The following is a 14,942-nucleotide window of genomic DNA, read 5'->3' as shown; positions in this document are numbered from 1 at the left end:
ATGATTTATGACAGATGGACTTCAGACCATTCTCGATTGGTATCTTCAAAATATAAACTATTGGAGCATCATTATGTGTATGACTATTGAAAGTTCCATACTCCCGTTTCCAGCCGAATTGATCATCCCTCCTGCAGCATGGAAAGCCGCAAACGGAGAATTGAACCTGATCGGCATCATTTTGACAGGAAGCGTAGGGGCCGTTTTAGGAGCTCTGTTGAATTACCTTCTTGCCTACACATTAGGTCGAAATTTTATTTATACCTTTGCCTCTACCAAATTCGGTAAATGGTGCATGATTTCAAAAGAAAAAATAGAACAATCAGAACAATACTTTCTCAAATATGGCAACAGTTCTACATTTATAGGGCGGTTGACTCCCGGAGTCAGAAGTTTTATTTCCATTCCGGCAGGTCTTGTAAGAATGCCTTTAAAAAGTTTCATTATCTACACCTTCCTCGGAAGCTGTGTCTGGAACACTCTCCTCGCTTTGGCGGGTTATTTTTTATATTCACAACAGGAGTTATTGCAACACTATTTTATCGAATTAAGTATAATAACCTTAATCATAGGAATAGTCTTTTGGGGATTTTTAATTATACGCGGTATTCGTAACAAAAAAAATAAATAAGCAGCATGGAATCAAAAAAACATTATACAGGTTTAACCGACGCACAGGTGATAGAAAGTCGCCGAAAACACGGGGCAAACATATTGACACCTCCCAAAAGGGAATCCCTGTGGCAAATATTCATCGATAATTTTAAAGACCCTGTCATACGTATTTTATTGATAGCCGTTTTTCTGTCCGGAGGCATTGCCATCGCCATGTACCTATCGGAAGATGTCATCGAAATCGCAGAAACTATCGGTATTGCAGCAGCCGTATTACTGGCAACGGGAGTTGCGACCTGGTTTGTTTGGGATGCCAACAAAAAATTCGATGTTTTGAATCAGATAAACGACGATACGTTAGTCAAAGTCTTCCGGAATAAAAATGTTCGGGAGGTTCCTAAAAAAGAGATCGTCGTGGGAGATATCGTTATTCTGGAACAAGGAGAAGAAATCCCCGCAGACGGAATCTTACTGGAGGCTGTTTCCTTACAAGTAAATGAATCCAGTCTTACGGGTGAGCCCATGACTGCCAAAAGTGTAATAGAAGAAGAATTCGACCGGGAAGCTACCTACCCTACCGATCATGTTATGCGCGGCACAACGGTAGCCGACGGACATGGCGTCATGGAAGTGACTGCCGTGGGAGACCAGACTGAGTTCGGTAAAGTCGCCGAAAAATCTACAGAAAAAAGCGAAGAACAGACTCCTTTGGACAAACAATTAGAGGTACTGGCAAAATTTATCGGTATCGTCGGTTTCTGCGGTGCAATCGTGACCTTTACGATTCTTTTCATAAAAGGGCTTTTTTTCAACCCGGCGTTTCCTACCCCTTCTTTAGGACAACTGGGACTGATCGGAGCTGTCATTATTACGGCTGTCATCATGTTGGCTAAAGTATGGATACCTGTCATATACGATGTGTACGAATTACGGGGAATAAAAAAAGAGATGCCCGCATCCGTTGAAAAAGGAAGCTGGGGACGATGGATACTGTATGCTTTGGCCGCTTTGGTTATCCTGTTGGGTGTCGGATTATTATTCGGGGTAAAACCTTGGGATCCGCATGCATGGGTATCTCTGAGCGTAGGTAAAAAGATACTCTCGGCCTTTATGGCTTCCGTCACGCTGATTGTCGTAACTGTCCCCGAAGGCCTGCCGATGAGCGTTACCCTCAGCTTGGCATTAAGTATGCGTAAAATGTTAAAATCAAACAATTTGGTAAGAAAAATGCATGCCTGCGAAACCATGGGTGCTACCACGGTTATTTGCACGGATAAAACAGGTACTTTGACCCAAAATCAAATGACTGTTTACCAAACTAATTTTTACGGTTTGGAAGAACAGAAGACCGGCGATAACGAAATAACCCGGCTTATATTCGAGGGTATTGCCGCCAACACAACGGCTTTTCTCGATCTATCCGAACCGGGAAAAATAAAAACACTGGGAAATCCTACCGAAGCGGCTCTTTTACTTTGGCTAAACCGGCAACACACCGACTATTCCGCACTAAGAGAAAACGTCCGCATTATCGATCAATTGACCTTTTCGACAGAACGTAAATACATGGCAACACTCGTGGAATCCTCCCTGATCGGGAAACGCGTATTGTATGTAAAAGGAGCTCCGGAAATTGTTTACTCTCATTGCAAAAACGTACAAACAGCCGGTGGTCTGAAATCAACGGCAGATTTCCAAACGACGGTAAATACGCAATTATCCGAATATCAAAAACAGGCGATGCGTACTTTAGGTTTCGCTTACCAGATTATTGACGATAACGACTCCCATTTCCATGAAGGACGTCTGTTCCATACGGAATTAACTTTTTTAGGCATCGTTGCCATATCGGATCCCATACGGAAAGAGGTTCCCGAGGCTGTAAAACGATGTTCAGAGGCCGGCATCAAAGTCAAAATGGTGACGGGTGACACTCCCGGTACAGCAAAAGAGATCGGTTCACAAATCGGTCTATGGACAAAGCAAGATACCGAACGGAATCACATTACCGGCAGCGAATTTGCTCAATTATCCGATAAAGAGGCATTGGAATGCGTTCTGGACTTAAAAATCATGTCCCGCGCCCGTCCGACAGATAAGCAACGTTTGGTACAGTTGTTACAGCAAAAAGGGGCCGTCGTGGCCGTCACCGGAGACGGAACGAATGATGCTCCCGCCTTGAACCACGCTCACGTGGGCCTCTCCATGGGTAGCGGTACTTCCGTTGCTAAAGAGGCCAGCGACATTACGCTGTTGGATGACTCGTTCAGCAGTATCGCGACAGCCGTTATGTGGGGACGTTCCGTGTATCAAAACATACAACGTTTCATCCTTTTTCAGTTAACCATTAACGTGGCAGCTTTAATCATCGTGTTGCTCGGATCTCTATTGGGTTCCGAATTACCACTTACCGTCACTCAAATGTTATGGGTAAACTTGATCATGGACACTTTTGCCGCAGGAGCTTTGGCCTCACTTCCTCCCAATCCGGAAGTAATGAAAAGAAAACCGAGAGATTCGAACGCTTTCATCATCGTTCCTCAAATGAGAACGTTGATTTTAGGAACAGGCTTTATATTTGTTATCATCCTATTGGGACTTTTGTACTACCTGTCAAACTACGCCGGAGGCATAGACGCCGATACTCCGGAAGGTCTACGAAATCTAACCCTATTCTTTACGGTATTCGTAATGCTTCAGTTCTGGAACATGTTTAACGCCAAAACCTTTGGAACAAACAACTCCGCCTTTAAAGGATTACTTAAAAGCGAGGGTTTTCTTATTGTGGGATTGGCTATCGTTATCGGACAAATATTAGTTGTCAACTGGGGGGGAAGCGTGTTTAGAACCGTTCCCCTAAGCTGGAACGAATGGATATGGATTACTCTCTCAACCTCTTTCGTTCTATGGACCGGCGAACTATTCAGAGCTTTAAAACGAATAAAAGAAAAAACATTACATTAAAATGAATCTCATAATACATAAACAGTTGTTATATCAAATACGGAATAACATCTCTGCAACAAGATTAAAATCTATTTTTAATATTACAATTAAAATGGAAATCATCATCATATTAGCCTTGATATTACTGAACGGTATACTGTCAATGTCCGAAATTGCGATGGTATCCGCACGTAAAACCCGTTTGGAGACAGAAGCGAAACAAGGAAATAAATCGGCAAAAACAGCCTTAAAATTAGCTCAGGAACCGGATCGTTTCCTATCCACGATCCAAATAGGTATCACCTTAATAGGAATCCTTACCGGTCTTTACTCCGGGGAGACGTTAGCCAACGATTTTGCTTTACTCCTCTCCCGGATAACACCCCTCGATGCCCACGCCCTGGCTGTTTCCAAAGGAATCATCGTGGTCATAGTGACTTATCTTACCTTAATTTTAGGAGAGCTGGTTCCTAAACGCATCGGTATGAATGCTGCAGAAAAAGTAGCCAAGATCGTGGCTCCCGTCATGACTTTTCTCTCTAAAATAGCCTCTCCTTTCGTGTGGTTACTATCCGCCAGCACAATACTGGTAACGAAAATCCTGGGACTAAAAGAATCCAAGGACGGGAAAGTAACGGAAGAAGAGATAAAGGCTATTATTAAAGAAGGAAAGGACGACGGGGAAGTTCAGGAAGTAGAGCAAGACATCGTGGAACGGGTTTTCAATCTCGGAGACCGGAACATCGGTTCCATCATGACCCACCGCAGTGATTTGGTCTGGTTAGATATTACCGAATCCAACGATCAGATCCGGAAAATCGTAAATAAGCATCTTTATAATATTTACCCCGTAGCCGATTCAAAATTAGACAACATCATCGGTGTCGTCTATTTGAAAGACCTGTTCGGAAAGATTGATTTACCGGATTTCAATTTAGAAAAAATCATCCGGACGGCTCAGTATTTCCCTAAAAATCAAAGTGTTTACAATGCTTTGGAACATCTGAAAACCGAACACCTGAAATACGGACTGGTCACGGATGAATTCGGAAGCATAGAGGGGATTTTCACCTTGAAAGACATTCTGACGGCTCTTATCGGGGACGTACCCGAAATAGGAGAAGAGCCGGATATCATCCGTAGGAACGACGGCTCATACCTGATAGACGGCCAATGTTCTTTCTACGATTTCCTGGCTTATTTCGACATGGAAGATTTATATCCCAACCATTATTACAACACGGTAAGCGGGCTGATTTTAAAAATTTTGGAACATGTACCTAAAACAGGGGAACAGTTATCCTGGCTATGTTTCGATTTGGAAATCGTGGATATGGACGGGGCCAGGATAGATAAAATATTAGTGAAATTGAACACTCCTCTTTTATCCGAATAACCCTATCGTTCAACGAGTAAATCGAAACTTGCCTTGATTTACTTGTTGAACCCGTCATTTGTAAAATAACTCATAATTCTCAGCCACCTCCGTTTTAGAAAGTTGGTATACTTCAGATACCGGAAAGGGTATGCGGTTACGTTCAACCATCAATTGCACAAAAGCAATGGTCAAAGCCTGATCTACCCAAACCTCTAAAAAAACATCACTATTTTCCTTTGCCTCATACTTCAAAAATTTATGAAAACTTCTCTCCTTCAACCATTGGAAATACTGTTCCATCCCTTCCCGAACAAGTACTACTTTCTTTATTAAAAACACCCCCTTAGATACGGTGTAAACATATTTTGCCTTGTTTTGTACGAAAATAAATACTCCTCCGCATACCACACTAAAAGAGAGTAGGGAAGCAAACATCAAAAAAGGAGAACGCTGCATCCTTTGAGACAAATAATGAATGGCAACCAGCGCTATAATCCCGATTACGATTAATAAGAGAGGTATCATATAGCCCTCATTTTTCTTTACGACCTTCCCTTGCGTAAGAGATATAATTTGATCTTTTATGAATTTATATTCTTCCATTCTTTTTACATTTTAATTATTTAGTATCACAACAAACATCACCGCACATTATTTTTGTTTTTATCCAAAATAATCACGCCATCAGCATTAACTAAATAATCAATTTCTGTAAAAAAAGCAGATAACCGCGTTGTCGACCGCGTATCGAAAGATAAAGAAGAAATTGGGTAGCGAAGGATTTTTTTGTCTGTCTTCCCGTATTGGCAACTATCCCGTTTCTGAAAAAAGAAGGACTTGAATCATACTGTTCCCCTGACTCTGCACCATTTATATGCATTCCCTGCAATATGCCCGAAATCGTATGAATCCCCATCGCCCCCGTCTCTTCATAGCATACTGTTTTTTCCGTTCCGATCTTTAGGTCATAATCGTATCCGCTTACACCTTCTTCTAAAAGAAGTAAGCAAAAAAAGAGAGAGAACAAACTATAAATCCAACCTTGTTTCATGCACACAATCGGACCGAGATTAGGCATTCAAAATTAAAAAAAAATTCCATTGTTTTCCTAAATATAATCTATAAAATAAGCATATACCATAAGTCATCGATCAAAAAAAACGAAAAAACAAGAGATGCTGCGATTAGGAGAAAAGATCGAATCACCCAATCGCAGAAACATCCAATCACAGACCGCATTTATGTTCCCCTCCCTCGTGGTGATGACACCCTATTCCAGAATCGAGAACAAAACCCTTCAAATAAGAGTCGGCTAAAACACGGACATCTCCCTTACAACCGCGGAAAACTTTAATACCTTGATTATTCAGTACATTTAAAGCTCCGTCCCCCATGTTGCCTGCCAACATCACGGTTACTCCTTTCTCTCTTAACACGGAGGCAATATTCGATTTACAACCGCATCCTTGCGGAGCTGCAAGCGTCTCCGTTTTCATAATATTCTTTTCTTCACTCACCGTAAAAATGGTGTAATACTCACAATGTCCAAAATGGTCATCCACCACATTGGCTCTCGTCGGAATTGCAATTTTCATGATTTTTTTCTTCTTCTGTTTTTAAAATAAGTTTATGATGAGGCCCGTTTTCCCGTATCATTTTACCGCTACAAGAAGGGCACTTTGTCTCCCGACAAGGCTGTCCCTTAACATGAGGGAGCCTTGTTCCGCAGTGCACACAAATACAATAGGCATCGCTACATAAAGAAGCCTCCGGCTTATTTAATGCCCGCAACTTACTCGACTGGCAAAAACGACAACAGGTTACAGGCTCTTTTTCTACCATAATCTTCCGACAAGTATCACATCGATACCAATAATAATCGATGTGATAATCCCCACCCTCTATAAAAATAACTTTTCCCTCCACCAGGGCAGTTGCTATTGTACGCCGGGCTTTCTCGTATATACGTGTATAAGTAGGCCGGGATACGCCCATTTGCAATGCCGCCTTTTCCTGAGGTAAAAGTTCATAATCACTCAACCGGAGAGCCTCATATTCCTCAAACAGCAAAACTTCCGGATCCAGATCCGTCATGGGCAATCCAAAAGGCTTGAAACCTTCCATCAAAGGAGGATTCTTTATCACTCGGCTACGTTTCGGTCTTGACATAACTCTATTTTGGAACAAAGATAATTCTTTTTATGAACATATGTTCATAAAAAACGCCAATTAACACAGATTATTTTTCCATTTTTAAGTCGTGCGAATAGAAAAGGATTTCGCTCCTTTTGTCAATTGACGGGGCAACTACCGGCTCCGGCGTAGTCTCTTCCTATTTTACCGTTATATTCCGGATGTCTTCGCAACCAGACTACCGCGTAAGAACAGGTCGCAACCGGCCGCAAATCATGCTCCGCGGCATAATCATAAATATATTTAACCAAAGCCGCAGCTATACCCCTTCCCCCGATTTCCGAAGGAACCATCGTATGTCTGACATCCAACTCCCCGTTTTCTATCACATAGGTGACATAAGCCACACGGCCGTCCACAACCGTCTTAACTGTACGATTCTCCGCATCATGTATTATTTCCATAACATAAACGATTAAAATTACATGGCAAATATAACGACGACTGACAATCAATGATCACAAATCGTAGAATTTGGAATTAAAACGATTCCACAATTAAACGGTTAGGCTTCCCTCCCGCGGATTTTGCAAGCATTGAAAGAGCTTCTCCTATCTAAAATCGCTTGGTATACCCATGACAATAAGGAAGAGAACCTTTCCGGTTATAGTAATTTTGATGATAATCCTCGGCTGGCCAAAAAGTCGTGGCAGGCGAAACCAGTGTTACGACCGGATAACCTTTCGTTTTCAACCGTTCGATCAATTTCTCGGCAACCTCTTTTTGTTGAGGATTCGCATAAAATATTTCGGAACGATATTGTTCTCCCCTATCGGGCCCTTGACGATTCAACTGGGTAGGATCATGGATTTCGAAAAAAAGTTTCGCTAACGCCTCATAGGTCGTTTGGGAAGCATCGAAAACCACTCTGACAGCCTCTGCATGCCCCGTGTTTTTCCGGCAAACATCTTCATAAGTAGGATGATCCGTTTCACCTCCTATATACCCTGATTCTACGGTCAAAACTCCGGGTGCCTTCTGCATAAAATATTCCACCCCCCAGAAACATCCTCCTGCAAAAATGGCCGTATCGGTTTTCAGCTCCCGATCAGGAATAAACTCCATAGAGATCGAATTTACACAGTGCCGGGTATTCTTAGAAGTGAAACCTTCCCCCACAAACACATGTCCCAAATGCGCACCACATCCGGCACACAGAATCTCTGTCCGTCTTCCGTCCGCATCCGTAACCCTTTTCACCGCTCCTTTGATTTCGTCATCGAAACTGGGCCATCCGCACCGGGAATCAAATTTATCTTCCGAACGATACAATGAAGCCCCGCATTGTTTGCACACATAGGTTCCTTTTCCTTTAAAATCATAATATTTGCCCGTGAAAGGTAATTCCGTTCCTTTATGAATTATTACCTGTTTTTCCGCTTCGGTCAATTCTCTTTTTTGTGCCATAACCATATAGTTTGCCAATATCAATACAAGAATCACAATTCTTCTCTTCATCATTGCTATTTCTTCATTACGTTATATTACAAATTTAGTTCAATTTACCCTCAAATAAAATAAACCAGTTTACCATTTCAATTTATTTCAGCAAAATAAACAGTTCTTTTCTTGCTTATGCCCACACAATATGCTCATATTCCTTTCCTTTTTCGTACGTTTGCTCTTTTAATAATCCAAATTTTATCAATTCAATTATGGTAGTTGCATATTTACGAGTAAGTACAAACAGACAACATCTTGAGAATCAACAAGAGGAAATCAAGCGATTTGCGCATAACCGAGGATTGACCATAAACAAATGGTACAATGACATCATTAGCGGTAAAGTAAACAGCAGTGATCGGAAATTAGGAGATATTCTCAGCTCTCTGCAGGAAGGAGATTGCCTGATCGTCACCGAAGTCTCCAGACTAAGCAGGACGCTAATCGATATTATGAATATCATCAACACGTGCATACAACGTAAAATCATCTTACACAGTACGAAAGAAGGGTATACATTCGAAAATAACCTGAACAGTAAAATATTAGGGTTTGCATTCGGTTTAGTGGCTGAAATTGAGCGTAACCTAATTTCCATTCGAACCAAAGAAGCTCTCGCCGTTCGCAAAGCGGAAGGCAAAAAATTAGGACGTCCGATAGGAAGTAGCCCGCAATTAAAATTATTGATCGAAAACAAAGCTAAAATCATTGAAATGATGGACAATAGCATATCTTATAAGAAGATAGCCAAACAATACAAAGTATCCGTGTGTACTGTCAATCGATTTGTGAAATACCACGTCAACGCGGATAAATAGACGTGGTATTCACTTCAAAAAAGAACCGGACGATCTTTTGATTATATTTCCTAATTTTTCTATTTTCGCATCATATATTTAGAGCTATTATGTTAACAGAGCAAGAAAAAGAGCGGTACAATCGCCAAGTTATCCTATCTGAAATCGGGGTGGAAGGACAAGAAAAGATGAAGCAAGCCAACGTCCTGGTCGTGGGAGCCGGAGGACTGGGCTCCCCCGTTCTTCTTTATCTCACCGCTGCCGGTATAGGACATATCGGAATCATCGATAACGATCTGGTATCCGAGTCGAACCTGCAGCGACAGATTCTTTACGATTCGACATGCGGCGACATGCCTAAAGCAGCTATTGCCGAACAAAAATTGGAGAAATTGAATCCTTTCTGTCGTTTCACGCTTTACGAAGCACGTCTTGTTGCTGAAAATGCTTCCGAGATCATTTCCCATTACGATATAGTCGTAGACGCAACAGACAACCTGGCGACCCGTTATCTTATCGACGAGGTATGCAATACACAAAAGAAGCCCATGGTTTACGGAAGCATATGCGAATTTTCCGGACAGCTCTCTGTTTTTCACTATCAAGACGGTCCCTCTTACCGGAAACTATACCCTTACCACAACAACATCCAACACTTCACCCAACCTCTTGGGGTATTGGGAACTCTTCCGGGAGTCATCGGAACCCTCCAAGCCAATGAGGTCATAAAAATCATCCTGGGCAAACCGGAGGTCCTGTCCGGCAAGCTTCTTTTGATTGATTTACTGAACATGAACTTTACAAAACTGAACCTTTAGAGCCAAATTCGTTTTTTACCTGTATCGGGTCAACAATTCGCGATCGACGATCCTGATGGTTCGCTTATCCATTTTAATCCCACCCTCTTCGATCAATTCGGCAAGCACACGAGCCAAAGAAGGGCGAGCCACCCCTAACACGTCTGCAATCTCCTGTTGACTGTGTTGTCCCTCCCGTTCCAATAAATAAGCAGCCAAACGTCCCTTCAAATTCCGCAAGGCAAACGAATTCAACTTCCGACTCAGAAATATACTACAATCGGAGATAATCCGTAAAAAATTTTGCATAACAACAGGTTCTTTCTGCATTAAGCCGACAAACTCCTCCTTATTAATAACCAATACTTCACAAGGTGTAACGGTTAAAATATTCACGGGAAACCTGTTATCCGTGGCGAAAATAAAAGCCGGGGCCAACAGACGGGGAGCCTCTATATCCTCTATCGTCACCTGTTTGCCTTCCCCGTTTACCATATGAGTACGTACCTTTCCCTCGTACAATAAATAAAGCGAATGACACAAAGAGTTTTGCAGAGCAACAAAATCATTCGGGGAATAAACGCGTAAAACAGCAGGAGCAGAACGCAAGAACTCCTTCAAACGTTCTTCTGGAAAATTCCGGAAAACAGGGCTGGTCAGTAATTTCTCTATCTCCATTAACTCTTCATTTATGCAAATTTAGAATTTCCGACAGATAAAAAAGAAAAATCGACCTGAAAATTCTCTTTTGTAACAAATGTGACAATTATCCTTCTTGCAAGAAACGATCTTTGTAACATTAAAACAAAAAGGATGAAACGTACTATTATCAAAATCAATGAAGCTCTCTGCAACGGATGCGGTCTATGTGTAAAAGGTTGTCACGAAGGAGCCCTGCGGCTGATCGACGGGAAAGCCACCCTTATCAGCGAACTGTATTGTGACGGATTGGGTGCTTGCATCGGAGATTGTCCTCGAGGAGCCATTACCCAAGAAGAACGGGAAGCTGAAAAATACGACGAGAAAGCTGTTATAAAAAGACTGATTCCCAAAGGGGAAGAGGTAATCAAAGCTCACTTGCAGCATCTTTCCGATCACAAACAAGTCGAATTTTTACGGGAAGCTCACGAGGAACTCCGCCAACAAGGTATTCACGATATTCCTATTCGTCCCGTCTCTTCCTCTCCCACCTTTTCCTGTCCCGGGTCAAAAACTCGAAGTTTTGTACCCGGAACCTCTTCGACTGTCGCAGAGAAGGAGGTCGAGAAGGGAGAACTGCGACAATGGCCGATACAGTTGCATCTATTACCGCCGGCCGCACCCTTTTTCCAGGATGCGGACCTATTGGTCGCCGCAGATTGTACCGCTTACGCCTTAGGCAACTTCCACAACCTATTCCTAAAAGAAAAGCGGTTAGCCATCGCCTGTCCCAAATTAGACGAAAAAAACGGAATTTACACAGATAAAATCAAAGCCATCATAGATCAGGGAGGTATCAGCACCTTAACCGTCATGATCATGGAGGTTCCTTGCTGTAGCGGATTACTACGCGTATGCGAAGCAGCAAGAGAGAAAGCCGAAAGGAAAATTCCTTTAAAACTTATCAGGGTCGGTATTCACGGAGAGATACGAGAAACCCGATGGTTATAATTTATAATTACATGATAAAACCTTAAAACCATGGAAAATTCAATGTTTTGTTTTCAATGTCAGGAAACGGCTCTCGGAACGGGTTGTACCCTTCGCGGAATTTGCGGTAAAGATAGTGAAACCGCCAATACGATGGATTTACTGCTGTTTGTCGTAAAAGGCATATCGATCGTACATAACGAACTACGAAAACACCTAATAAAAGGAGATCAACAGGTAAATAAATTTGTCATCGACGCCCTTTTCTCTACCATTACCAACGCCAACTTCGATCGACAAAGCCTCATCAACCGAATCGAAAAGGGACTACAAATAAAAAGGCGGTTAATATCGCTATCCATAGAAAAAAGAGTCGATCTTCCCGAAATAGAAGAGGTTTACTGGGAAGGAACTACCGATACTTTTTTCCTAAAGGAAAAAGAGGCCGGCATACTGAATGAAAAAAACGAGGATATCCGTTCTTTGAAAGAACTTATCATTTACGGCATAAAAGGAATGGCCGCCTATTTAGCACATACCATACGTTTGGGATTCGATGATGAATCCATCCATCGTTTCATTCAAGAAACCCTCGCGGATATAACTGTCCGGAAACTACCCGTAGAAATGCTAACCGCTCTCGTCATTCAAACAGGAGAATTCGGGGTAAAAGGAATGGCTCTTTTGGATAAGGCAAACACCGAACGTTTCGGCCATCCCGAAATAACAGAAGTGAATCTCGGTGTCCGTAAAAATCCCGGTATTTTAATCAGCGGACACGACCTGAAAGACATGGAAGAGTTATTGGAACAAACAGAAGGAAGCGGAATAGACATTTATACCCACGGAGAGATGCTACCGGCACATTATTATCCGGCATTTAAAAAATTCAAACATTTCGCGGGAAATTACGGTAACGCTTGGTGGCGTCAACGAGAAGAGTTTGAATCGTTTCGCGGCCCTATCCTTTTCACGACCAACTGCATCGTGCCACCTTTGGCTTCCGCCTCCTACAAAGAGAGGACGTTTACCACGAACGCATCAGGATATCCGGGCTGCAATCACATCGAAACCGACGAGAACGGTCATAAAGACTTTTCCGAAATTATACGGAAAGCCCGGACATGTTCCGCACCACTGGAAATCGAAAAGGGTACTATCACCGGAGGATTCGCGCATCATCAGGTATTACAGGTAGCCGACAAGATCGTGGAAGCGGTAAAAAACGGTTCCATCCGCAAATTTGTCGTTATGGCCGGTTGTGACGGCAGGATGTCGAACCGTAATTATTACGCCGAATTTGCACAAGCCCTACCGAAAGACACGATCATCCTCACGGCAGGATGCGCCAAATACCGCTATAATAAATTACAGTTAGGAGAGATCAACGGTATTCCCCGTGTTCTCGATGCCGGACAATGTAACGACAGCTATTCTTTGGCGATTATCGCCTTAAAATTAAAAGAAATTTTCAAACTTCAAGATATCAATGAATTACCCATCGTCTATAACATCGCCTGGTATGAACAAAAAGCGGTTATCGTCTTACTCGCCCTGCTTAGTTTAGGGGTAAAAAAAATCCATATAGGCCCCACCCTGCCCGCCTTTCTATCCCCCCGGATTACCCGGACATTAACCGATACGTTCGGTATCGGTTCGATTACCACGGTAGATAAGGATATCGAGAATATGATATATAGTTGATTCAGATTCGGTCATAAGGTTATTCCGAGCCCCAATCGAACACGAGATTCGGGTGAAACAAGTCCTTCCGACAGGATCATCCTATTACATAAAAACGAGATTCATAAACGAATCTCGTTTCCTATCTTTTAAAAACAGATTCTACTTGTATCCCGGTTTTCCCAAAAGAGCAAACATATTATTCTTATAGGCTTCCACCCCCGGTTGATCGAAGGTGTTTACTCCCAGAATCCCGCCAGATATACCGCATGCCAGTTCATAAAAATAAAACAGTTGTCCCAAATAGTATTCCGTCAACTCGGGAATCCTGATCTGCATATTAGGAACCCCCCCGTCGACATGGGCCAAACGGGTTCCCAATTCGGCCATCTTATTCACTTCATCCACCCGTTTACCAGCCAAATAATTCAATTTATCCAAATCCGACGCATCACGGGGTATTTGTACCTCGTATTTCGTTTTCTCAATGGAAAGTACGGTTTCAAACAAATTACGCCTTCCCTCCTGTATATATTGTCCCATAGAGTGAAGATCCGTAGAAAAATCCACGCTGGTTGGAAAAATACCTTTATGCTCCTTCCCCTCGCTCTCGCCGAACAATTGCTTCCACCACTCTCCCACGAAATGCAGTTTAGGATTATAATTTACCGTTATCTCCGTCGTATACCCCTTCTCGTAGAGAGCATTCCTCACGGAAGCGTAATCCATCACGATCTTACGCCCCTCGCCCAAGGCGAAGTTTTGCATATCGCCAGCTCCTTTAACCAAAGCCTCGATATCAAATCCAGCCATAGCGATCGGCAACAAACCTACCGGTGTAAGTACCGAAAAACGGCCTCCCACGTTGTCCGGAATAACAAAAGTAGCATACCCTTCCCGATCTGCCAATACTCTCAATGCACCTTTTTTCTCATCCGTAATCGCCACGACCCGTTTACGGGCTTCCTCCTGTCCTACCTGTTTTTCCAACATTTCTTTCAATAAACGGAATGCAATAGCAGGTTCCGTCGTCGTTCCCGACTTCGATATTACACAAAGTCCAAAACTCTTATCAGCCAAATACCGTTGAAGTTCATACAGATAATCTTCACTCAAGTTATGACCGGCAAAAACCACCTGCTTGCAACAGTCAAAACTCCCGGACATAGCCTCGATAACGGCCTTTGCACCAAGATAAGATCCTCCTATTCCGATTACGACTATGACTTCTGCACGTGATTTCAGATTTCTGACACAATCGTTTATCTTTCTCAGTTCGTCATCTGAAATTTGTGACGGAAGAGTAAGCCAGCCTAAAAAATCGTTTCCTTTACAAGTACCTTTCATCACTCCTTCCAAGGATAAAACTGCTTTCTGGCGTTGAACATCAATCTCCTTTTCCGTTACAAAATTCAAAACTTTAGCGTAATCAAATTCGATGCGATTCATAGTAAGCATATT

The 14,942-nt window shown here is 42.5% G+C and carries 15 protein-coding genes; 7 read left to right on the top strand and 8 right to left on the bottom strand.

The genetic code is table 11. The annotated features are described in order from the left end of the window. Nucleotides 1-7: 7 nt before the first annotated feature. The 3 genes from BN3283_RS05435 (at nt 8) to BN3283_RS05425 (ending at nt 4,957) form a co-directional block, all read left to right on the top strand. Nucleotides 8-631, top strand: coding sequence for a DedA family protein (locus tag BN3283_RS05435; protein ID WP_041503882.1), 624 nt, complete (start codon nt 8-10; stop codon nt 629-631). 5 nt (nt 632-636) lie between these two features. Beyond that, a complete protein-coding gene (locus tag BN3283_RS05430; RefSeq protein WP_059025987.1) occupies nt 637-3,579 on the top strand; it encodes a calcium-translocating P-type ATPase, PMCA-type in 2,943 nt (980 codons plus the stop codon). A 94-nt stretch (nt 3,580-3,673) separates the two neighbouring features. Then, nucleotides 3,674-4,957 (top strand): hemolysin family protein, encoded by a 1,284-nt coding sequence (locus BN3283_RS05425; RefSeq protein WP_059027180.1) that lies wholly within the window; start codon nt 3,674-3,676, stop codon nt 4,955-4,957. A gap of 54 nt (nt 4,958-5,011) precedes the next feature. On the opposite strand, the gene BN3283_RS05420 is transcribed toward BN3283_RS05425, so the two are convergent. From BN3283_RS05420 to BN3283_RS05395, 6 genes are all read right to left on the bottom strand, one after another. Beyond that, a complete protein-coding gene (locus BN3283_RS05420) occupies nt 5,012-5,542 on the bottom strand; it encodes a hypothetical protein (RefSeq protein ID WP_059025985.1) in 531 nt (176 codons plus the stop codon). A gap of 91 nt (nt 5,543-5,633) precedes the next feature. Next, nucleotides 5,634-5,996 (bottom strand): hypothetical protein, encoded by a 363-nt coding sequence (locus BN3283_RS05415; protein WP_147625545.1) that lies wholly within the window; start codon nt 5,994-5,996, stop codon nt 5,634-5,636. 169 nt (nt 5,997-6,165) lie between these two features. After that, nucleotides 6,166-6,534, bottom strand: a complete 369-nt coding sequence (locus tag BN3283_RS05410) for a NifB/NifX family molybdenum-iron cluster-binding protein (protein WP_059025982.1) — start codon at nt 6,532-6,534, stop codon at nt 6,166-6,168. After that, nucleotides 6,494-7,108 carry a DUF134 domain-containing protein gene (locus BN3283_RS05405; RefSeq protein ID WP_070807456.1) on the bottom strand — a complete coding sequence of 205 codons (615 nt, stop codon included), beginning with the start codon at nt 7,106-7,108 and terminating at the stop codon, nt 6,494-6,496. The genes BN3283_RS05410 and BN3283_RS05405 overlap by 41 nt, the downstream gene beginning before the upstream one ends. A 122-nt stretch (nt 7,109-7,230) precedes the next feature. Continuing rightward, nucleotides 7,231-7,536 carry a GNAT family N-acetyltransferase gene (locus tag BN3283_RS05400; RefSeq protein WP_059025980.1) on the bottom strand — a complete coding sequence of 102 codons (306 nt, stop codon included), beginning with the start codon at nt 7,534-7,536 and terminating at the stop codon, nt 7,231-7,233. A gap of 151 nt (nt 7,537-7,687) precedes the next feature. Beyond that, the gene (locus BN3283_RS05395) at nt 7,688-8,545 is read right to left on the bottom strand and encodes a bifunctional methionine sulfoxide reductase B/A protein (protein ID WP_434059168.1); all 858 of its coding nucleotides are present in this window, start codon (nt 8,543-8,545) and stop codon (nt 7,688-7,690) included. A 242-nt stretch (nt 8,546-8,787) separates the two neighbouring features. Here BN3283_RS05395 and BN3283_RS05390 point away from each other — a divergent pair, with 242 nt between their 5' ends. After that, nucleotides 8,788-9,393 (top strand): recombinase family protein, encoded by a 606-nt coding sequence (locus BN3283_RS05390; protein WP_041503889.1) that lies wholly within the window; start codon nt 8,788-8,790, stop codon nt 9,391-9,393. Between the two features lie 89 nt (nt 9,394-9,482). Further along, the gene (locus tag BN3283_RS05385; protein WP_286137540.1) at nt 9,483-10,190 is read left to right on the top strand and encodes a HesA/MoeB/ThiF family protein; all 708 of its coding nucleotides are present in this window, start codon (nt 9,483-9,485) and stop codon (nt 10,188-10,190) included. A 15-nt stretch (nt 10,191-10,205) separates the two neighbouring features. Here BN3283_RS05385 and BN3283_RS05380 read toward each other — a convergent pair whose 3' ends face one another. Continuing rightward, nucleotides 10,206-10,847 carry a Crp/Fnr family transcriptional regulator gene (locus tag BN3283_RS05380; RefSeq protein ID WP_059025976.1) on the bottom strand — a complete coding sequence of 214 codons (642 nt, stop codon included), beginning with the start codon at nt 10,845-10,847 and terminating at the stop codon, nt 10,206-10,208. 135 nt (nt 10,848-10,982) lie between these two features. Between BN3283_RS05380 and BN3283_RS05375 the strand changes: the two genes are divergently transcribed. Then, nucleotides 10,983-11,819: an ATP-binding protein gene (locus BN3283_RS05375; protein WP_059025974.1), complete on the top strand. Its 837-nt coding sequence runs from the start codon at nt 10,983-10,985 to the stop codon at nt 11,817-11,819. A 30-nt stretch (nt 11,820-11,849) separates the two neighbouring features. Continuing rightward, nucleotides 11,850-13,502, top strand: coding sequence for a hydroxylamine reductase (gene hcp, locus BN3283_RS05370; RefSeq protein WP_059025972.1), 1,653 nt, complete (start codon nt 11,850-11,852; stop codon nt 13,500-13,502). 141 nt (nt 13,503-13,643) lie between these two features. Here the strand turns inward: hcp and BN3283_RS05365 are convergent, their stop codons facing one another. Further along, on the bottom strand, nt 13,644-14,930 hold the full coding sequence (locus BN3283_RS05365; RefSeq protein ID WP_059025970.1) for a glucose-6-phosphate isomerase: 1,287 nt from the start codon (nt 14,928-14,930) through the stop codon (nt 13,644-13,646). Nucleotides 14,931-14,942: the final 12 nt, after the last annotated feature.

This window comes from Gabonibacter massiliensis (assembly GCA_001487125.1).
In the GTDB taxonomy this organism is placed as follows: Bacteria; Bacteroidota; Bacteroidia; order Bacteroidales; family Marinifilaceae; genus Gabonibacter; species Gabonibacter massiliensis.
This window is presented reverse-complemented; position numbering and strand designations above follow the sequence as displayed.